Origin of the sequence: Microbacterium sp. HMWF026, from assembly GCF_003061325.1 — a bacterium.
Lineage (GTDB): Bacteria > Actinomycetota > Actinomycetes > Actinomycetales > Microbacteriaceae > Microbacterium > Microbacterium testaceum_E.
In genome coordinates this window covers 1-7,592 of the sequence record NZ_QAJB01000127.1, presented here as the reverse complement: position 1 = coordinate 7,592, position 7,592 = coordinate 1, and the positions used below count along the sequence as shown (strand labels likewise).

Annotated in this window: 4 protein-coding genes; 1 reads left to right on the top strand and 3 read right to left on the bottom strand. The window is 70.6% G+C overall.

The genetic code is table 11. The annotated features are described in order from the left end of the window. A partial coding sequence (locus DBR36_RS05790) for a GAF domain-containing protein (RefSeq protein WP_108317974.1) occupies nt 1–1,211 on the bottom strand: 1,211 nt, incomplete at its 3' end. A 292-nt stretch (nt 1,212–1,503) separates the two neighbouring features. On the opposite strand from DBR36_RS05790, the gene DBR36_RS17595 reads away from it, so the two are divergent. After that, nucleotides 1,504–1,926: an AsnC family transcriptional regulator gene (locus DBR36_RS17595; protein WP_181373495.1), complete on the top strand. Its 423-nt coding sequence runs from the start codon at nt 1,504–1,506 to the stop codon at nt 1,924–1,926. A 52-nt stretch (nt 1,927–1,978) separates the two neighbouring features. On the opposite strand, the gene DBR36_RS05780 is transcribed toward DBR36_RS17595, so the two are convergent. Continuing rightward, nucleotides 1,979–3,910 carry a M1 family aminopeptidase gene (locus DBR36_RS05780; protein WP_181373494.1) on the bottom strand — a complete coding sequence of 644 codons (1,932 nt, stop codon included), beginning with the start codon at nt 3,908–3,910 and terminating at the stop codon, nt 1,979–1,981. A gap of 22 nt (nt 3,911–3,932) precedes the next feature. Further along, on the bottom strand, nt 3,933–7,592 hold a 3,660-nt coding region (locus DBR36_RS05775; RefSeq protein ID WP_181373493.1), incomplete at its 5' end, for a reprolysin-like metallopeptidase.

Below are 7,592 nucleotides of genomic sequence, written 5' to 3'. Positions count from 1 at the left end.
CACAGGCGCAGCACCTCTTCGTCGTCACGACCATCGACGGTGTCGGCGTAGGCCAGCAGCACGTCGATCCCCGCCTCGGCCACGAGCGCCTCGCGCAGGGCCGAGCGCACCGACTCGCGAACCTCGACGACCCCCGGCGCCTCGGACTCGGGCAGGACCGGCCCGGTGTACGCCGCGAGCGCTACGCGATGCGCGCCGCGGTCCAGGAGCGACAGCACGTGCTGCGCGTCGGTCTCGAGGCCGTCCGGCAGACGGTAGGGCCGCGACTCCGGCACCAGGCGCGGCGCCACGGGGGCGAGCACGCGCCGCAGACGCACCATCTCGGGTCGCAGCGTCTCGACGGCCGCGTGGGCGTAGACCGCCTCGCTCAGCGCCTCGGCCGAGAGCCCCTCGCGGTGCACGGCGAGCAGCAGCAGGATCTCGGCGTGCCGCGCGCTGAGCTCGAGCGCCGAGCCCCCGACCTCGAGCATCGCGCGGTCCCGGCCGAGGATCTGCAGCAGCGCCCGCGACGGCGACGGACGACGCGGGGGCGGAGCCTGCTGCGCGCGCAGCCGCGCGACGAGCAGCTCGCTCTCGATCGCCCGGGCCGTGGCATCCACGAGCAATTGCGCCTGCGGGGTGACGGCCTCGGGTCCTCCCGTGACGTCGATGACGCCCAGCAGTCGGCGGGTCTCGGGGTCGTGGACGGGCGCGGCGGTGCACGACCACGGCTGAACGAGACGGTTGAAGTGCTCGGCGCCGCGGATCTGCACCGACCGGTCGAGCGTCAACGCGGTTCCCGGTGCCGAGGTGCCCACGGCATCCTCGGCCCAGTTAGCCCCCGCGACGAAGCCCATGTCGCCCGTGAGCGTGCGGATGTGACGATCGCCCTCGACCCACAGCAGCCGCCCCGCGGCGTCGCCCACGGCGACTACGACGCCGGATTCCTCGGCCGTGCCGGGCAGCAGCAGCGCGCGCACCATGTCCATGACGCCGGCGAGGGGGTGTCCGCGGCGGTACGCCTCGAGCTCGTCGCTCGCGAACTCGAGCGACGGCAACCCCTCGGGTCCGACCAGGGATGCCAGCGACCGCCGCCACGAATCCTGCACCAGCGGACGCACGTCGGCGAGACGGCGATCCTCGTTTCCCGCGAGCAGTTCGTCGTGGGCGCGCGCGATGAGCAGCCCCGATGTCTCGGGTGAAATCGCGGGTCGCGACCAGGCGGAAGGCACGGAACTCCCATCGGCGGTGACGGCAGGTGCGACCAGTGTAGGTGCGCGCGAACGGTGTCGGGGGAGTTTCAGAGCCCCTACGCGGGGTCGACCGCCGCGAGGTCGTCGAGGGGGAGGAGAGAGGTCGTCCCGGGCGCGAGGGGGACGCAGGCGTGGAAGAGGGAGGTGTCGGCATCCATCCCCTCAGTCTGCGGGCACGACGAGACGGAGACGACTCGTCCGCCCGTCGGCAGATGGGTGCGCTGGTTCGTCCGGACGAGAGGGTGATGGTGCGTGTACTAACGTGGCCGTCGTGGATCGCGTGGACGAATCGATCATCGAGCTGCTCACCCGGGACGCGCGGATGCCGTTCTCGGAGATGGCCCGGGTGCTGGGCCGGTCGACGTCGCTGATCAAGCGACGGGTCGAGGCGATGCGCGAGTCGGGCCTCATCCCCGGTTTCACCATCGCGGCCGACCCGTCCAGCTTCGAGGGCACCGAAGCGGTCGTCGAGATCTTCTGCCGCGGCAACGTCAGCACGACCGAGCTGCGCACGCTGCTCGGCGGACTGGACGGGGTCGTCGCCGCTGTCAGCGTCGCGGGCGCGGCGGATGCGGTCGTCATCCTGCGGGCGCCCAACAACGAGGCCCTGGGCGAGATCGTCGAGACACTGCGCTCGTCGAGTCGCATCGAGCGCACGCGCACCTCGATCGTGCTGGATCGCCTCGCCCACTGACCGGCACGCCGAAGCGGGCGGACCGCATGACCGGTCCGCCCGCTCGGCCTCCTCAGTCGGCGTGGCGCCGGCGTCGTGAGATCACGAAGGCCGATGCACCAGCGACCAGCAGGAGCAGTCCTGCGGCCAGCGCCGGGAGCACGGGGGCGCTTCCGGTGGCGCTCAACTGAGATGCTCCCTGCACCGCCGGCGGCGGGGTCGAACCGCTCGACGGCGTCCCGGTCGGCGACGGCCCGACCGTGGGAAGCGGCGTCACCGTCGGGGTCGGTGTCACCGTGGGAGTGGGTACGGGGGCTGCGAGGACGTTCACCTTCACGGATGCCGTCGTGAACGGCGCGCCGAAGAAGTCGGTGCCCGTGCCGGTCACGGTGACCTGCCCCGGCTTCGACCAGTCCTGCGCCGCCGTGTTCCAGACGACCGGCGAGGCCGTACCGGCGCCCGACTTGTACACCGGCGTCACGCTCTGAGGAAGGACCGGGGCCGTTCCCTGCGTCGTCGTGACGGTGTCCGAGGGCTCGATGCGGACGATGTCCTCGGGCAGCAGCGGTGCGGTGGCGCCGACGATCCACTGGTTGAGCGTGCGACTCAGGTCGCGGCCCGATGCCGCACTCGCCACGGTGATGAAGTCACCCGTGACGACCGACGACGTGCGGTAGGTCTTCGTCCATGACTTCATGACCTCATCGAAGCCGTCCGGGCCGAGGGCGTTCATGAGCGCGCTGTAGACGAAGGACCCGCGCGTGTAGGCCTGCCAGCCGTAGAGCTGAGCCGGGTCGGTCCACCCGACGCTCGGGTTCTTCCACGCGTCCGCGGGCTCGTTCTTGACGGCGTCGGCCGCGATCTGACGCGGGTCGCCCTCACCGAGCACCTGCCAGCCGTAGTACGCCTCGAAGAACCGTGCCGCACCCTCGCTCACCCAGATCTCGGACCACGTGTCCGGGCTGACGGAGTTGCCCAGCCACATGTGCGCGAGCTCGTGCAGAAGGACCTCGTCGCTCAGGAACCCGTCGAAGAACGGGCGGTCCTGCGTCTCGAGCGCATAGCCGACGCCGGCGCGATCCCAGATGATGCCGGTGGATTCGCCCGGATAGGGTCCGAGCTTCGCCTCGAGCCAGTCGAGCATCGGCTTGATGAGGGCGCGCTGCGAATTGATGTACGCACGGTCCCCGTCGGACGCGCTCTTCGCCACGAACGACCACTCGGGCAGGACACGGCCGCTGGCGAGGGTGATCGTCGACGTCAGGACGTCGAAGTGCCCCACCGAGAGCACGAGCATCGACGTCGACAGCGGCGTGTCGATCGCCCACGACCACCGGGTGCGGTCCGCATCGACGACCGTCTGCGAGACGAGGTTGCCGCTGCTGGCCACCGACAGGTCCTGACCGTCCGTCCGCGTCGGGGCGGTCACGTCGATGTCGTATGCGGCCTTGTCGCTGACGGTGTTGTTGCTCGGCAGCCAGGTCATGGTGCCCACGGGCTGGCCGAGGGCCGCCACGCCCGTGCCCGTCGGCATCCATCCCTCGAAGGAGCCGTCGGGGTCCTGATGACGGGTCGGCGCCCCGTGGTACGTCACGGCGACCGTGAACTCGCCGGTCACCGGCGCCGCGGGGGTCACGACGAGCTTATGCCGTGTCGCCGGGAAGTCGGCTTCGCGGGTGAAGGCGGCGTTCTGCCCGTTCACCGTCACCGCGTCCACCGTCAGACCCTCGAGGTCGAGCCGGATAACATCGAGCGCCTTGGCGGCGACGGCCGTGACCGTGGTGACCGCCGAGATGTCGTCGTTCGCCCGATACTGCATGTCGACGTCGTAGTGCTGCACGTCGAAGTCGGCGGTCCCCACGTTGGGGAAGATGTCCGCAGCCGGCGGGGGCAGCACGGGGTCTGCGGCCGCGGCGGCGCCCGGCAGGGTCACGCCGAGGGTGACCACGGCTGCAGCCGCCGCGGCGACGGCGAGTGCCCGTGTCGCTGTTCGTGTCGTGTGCATGGAAGTCCTGTTCTGTGGGGGGTCAGTCGGTGGACGTGACGGACGGTGAGACGACGGCATCCGGGCGGCGGCGAGACCGGGCGGCGATCAGTGCCGCCGAGCCGAGGGCGAGCAGAACGCCGGCCACACCGATCGGGGTCATGACCCCGGGAGTGCCGGTGACGCTCAAACGCCCCTGCGTCGTGGTCGTGGTCGAGGTTCCGGACGACGCCGCCGGTCCGGCGGAGGCGCCGGCCGGGCCGGAGCCGGTCACGCTGGATCCTCCGGTGCCGGAGCCACCCGTTCCGGGCGTACCGGTGCCGGAGCCGCCCGAACCGGAACCACCCGAACCGGAGCCACCGGGGTCGTTCGCGGGAATCGCGAGCGGCGCCGAGTCGACCTGGGCCGAGACGAACCCGGCACGCTCCGCCGTGACGCGGGCGACCAGCGACGTGCCGGCGTCCGCGGGTGCCAGCGCGTAGCTGGTCCCCGTCTGCGCTTGCTCGACGCCGTTGCGCAGCCACACGACGCGCAGGGTCGCGTCGGCCGGGTCGGTCGCCGCGGCCACCGTCACTCGACCGTCCGCATTCGTCAGACGAGGCGCGGCCGTGAACGCGGCTCGGCGAGCCACCACGACCTCGTACGCCTGCGTCGAGACCTTGTCCGCGGCGGTGACGGCGATCGTCACACGGCCGGTGGCCGGGTCGACGGCCCCGACGGTCACGGTCGCGTTCTGATCTGTCGCCACGGCCGACACCGTGGGCCAGCGCGAGCCGTCGACCGTCGCCGCGTACGTGAGCGTCGCCGGGTCGAAGCCCGCGACCGGCACGCCGTCGACGTTCAGGCGAGCGAGTGTGGCCGTCGATGCGGCGGTCACCTTCCGGCCGAAGATCTGCACCTCCGAAACGGTCATGTACCAGCCGTCGACGGGGGTGAGATGCACCGCCACGGAACCCGTCATGATGGGGTGCCCGTCGACGCGGAGGTCGATCGTGACGACCGGCGATGCACCGCTGAGGTCGACCGGGACGGGCGCGGTCGTCACGACCTCGCCGGTCACGGCATCGGTGTACGTCGCGCTCGCCTGCGCGGGCCACGACTGACCGGCTCCGTCGCGGAAGGCGGTGACATCGAGCGAATCGAGGAGTTGGAGCTCCTTCCACGAGTAGGTGAGGGTGTCGTTCTCGTTCACCCCGTCGGGCCGCCAGTTCGACCAGGCCTTGTCACCGAGGTTGCCGTTGACCGTGCCGTTGATCGAATACCCCGGCTCGGTGAACGTCGCGGATCGCGTGTCCGATTCCGGTGCGACGTTGACCTTCGCAGCCGTGGTGACGATCACCGTCAGCGTCGCCGGGATCCCGGCGGCACCGGGGATCGCGGATGCCGCGGTCCCTTCGACGCGGACGGTGCCCGCGGCATCCAGGTCCTTCTGCGTGATCGCGGCGGTGTTCCAGGTCACCGCGGTGGTGAAGCGCGTCTCGCTGGTGCCCACCTGCGCGGGGACGGTCGGAGGCAGCAGGTTCGCCAGCGCCGCGACGGGCTGCCCCTCCGGGACGGTCACCGAGACGGGATCGGTCGAGCTGAAGTCGCCGATGTAGAGGGTGAGCACCGCGTCCGAGAACGTCGTGCCGTACTGGTCCACCCCCGAACCGATCACGCGGTACGTTCCGGCCGTGGCCCAGTCCACGCCGGACGTGTCCCAGGTCACCGGGATCGGCGTGCTGGAGAGGCCGTTGTAGACCGGCACGACCGTCGCGGGAAGCGTGATGGGCACACCCGGGATGGTGCGTGCCACCTGGGGCACGATCGATTCCAGCGTGGCGTCGAAGATGACGAAGTCCTTCTCGTTGACCGCGAAGAAGTAGTTGTCGACGGCCTCGATCTTGATACGTGCCTTGTCGGTCGCGACCTTCGGGAAGGTCACCGTGGCGGCGCCGTCGTTCGCCGTCCGCTCGGCGAGGACCCGGTCGAAGGTCTGGCCGCCGTCGGTGGACAGCAGGATGCGGACCTCGGGTGCCATGTCGGCGGCATCCGTCCCGTTGACGTTCCAGGTGATCTCGTTCGTGCTGTCCACGCCCACCGCCTGGCCGGCCGTGGCGAAGCTCGTCACCTCGAACGGACCGGCGTCACGGGCGATGGCGAGGTGCACTCCCGCCGTGGCGACTCCACCGCCGTCCGGACGCTGGTCGCGAGCGGTCACGCGGAAGTCGAAACCGCCGTTCCCGTTGCCCTCGTAGGCCGCGGTGGGCAGGAACTCCGAGAAGCAGTCGCGCGCCTCGAGCCAGTCGGTCGATTCGCAGGTGCCCGTCCGGGCGTTCGTGTTCCCCGCGAGGATCTGCGCCATGTCGGGGAAGACGCGCGTCGGCGTCGGCGACGCGGCGTTGTGCGCCCCCGAGTAGTACGAGTGCGCCTGTTCTTCGGTGAGGTCGGCCGCCCGGGAGAAGAGGCGGAACAGCGGACCGTTCACCTTGTTCGGGTCGCGCAGTCCCCGGCCGAAGTCGCCGAGGTTCGCCTGCTCCCAGACGTAGGTCAGCGGGTCGCCGTCGGAATCGGTGCCCGAGGCCGTCAGCGCGAACGGCGTGCGAACGGGGATCGTCCGGCTCTCGGGGACCGTCACCTGCGGAACGGTGTTGGGGGACTCTTCGTGCAGGCCCGCCCAGCCCGTCCAGTAGTGCATCTGGTCGATGCTGAACGCCGAGAAGTACGGGTCGGAGTTCGACTGCAGGTCGTTCTCGCGGCACAGGCCCGCGTAGCCCATGATGGTCGATGCCGATCCGGGCTCCATCGCGGAGTCGCCCTGCGAATTGTGGCAGGCGTTCATCGTGTGCGTGCCGCCGAACTGGTGACCGAGCTCGTGCGCGACGTAGTCGGTGGCGAACACGTCGCCGATCGGCTTCGCCAGGCCCGTGCACCCGCCGCCCTTCCACCAGTTCACGCCGACGACGTTCCAGTTGGCCATTCCGCCGTTGCCGGAGCCGAGCGACAGGTGTCCCACGTCGTAGGCGTCATCGCCGAGGATGCGCTGCAGGGCGCCGGCGTTGGAGTCGAGCGCCCAGCCCTGGCACTCGTTCAAGGCGCCGACGGGGTAACAGGCTTGGTCTCCACAGGCTCCGCCGGGCTCGTACGCGGCCGCGTCGGTGTCGAAGTTGAGCTTCTCGGTGTCGTTGACGAGCTTGAGCTGCACGCCCAGGTCGTCGTTGTAGATCTGCGCGATGCGGTTCGTCATCACGACCTTGGCCGCCAGCACGTTCTCGGTCCCGTAGAACTGCGCGAAGGACGGGTCCGTCGCGAGGGCGAGACGGATCACCTGCCGCGTCGCCTTGGCGGGGGCGGCGGGCGCCTTCTCGACGACGGGGGCCTCGTTCGCGGGCTCCAGGAACTGGGCCGCACCCTTGTCCTCGCGCGCTGCGTCGCGGCCGTACGAGATGTGCCGCGGCTTCGCGTCATCGGCATCCGACGGTACGGGGTCGACGTACCAGGCGGTCGAACGGTTGTCTCCGCTGCGCACCGACGCCGACAGACCCAGGGGAGTGATGCTCACGCGCACCGAGACGGTCGGGTCCGACGCCGCGCGACCGGCGTACGTCTTGAGTTCGGGATGCCGTGCCGCCAGGGCGTCTTCCATGACACTGACCGGCTGCACGACGAAGTCCACGAACGCGCCCGTCGGGTCGGGGAGCGAAAGGTGCAGGGGGGTGGGGGC

Coding starts and splice junctions, on each gene's coding strand:
- DBR36_RS05780 (WP_181373494.1), bottom strand. CDS start 3,910: ATGCACACGACACGAACAGCGACACGGGCACTCGCCGTCGCCGCGGCG.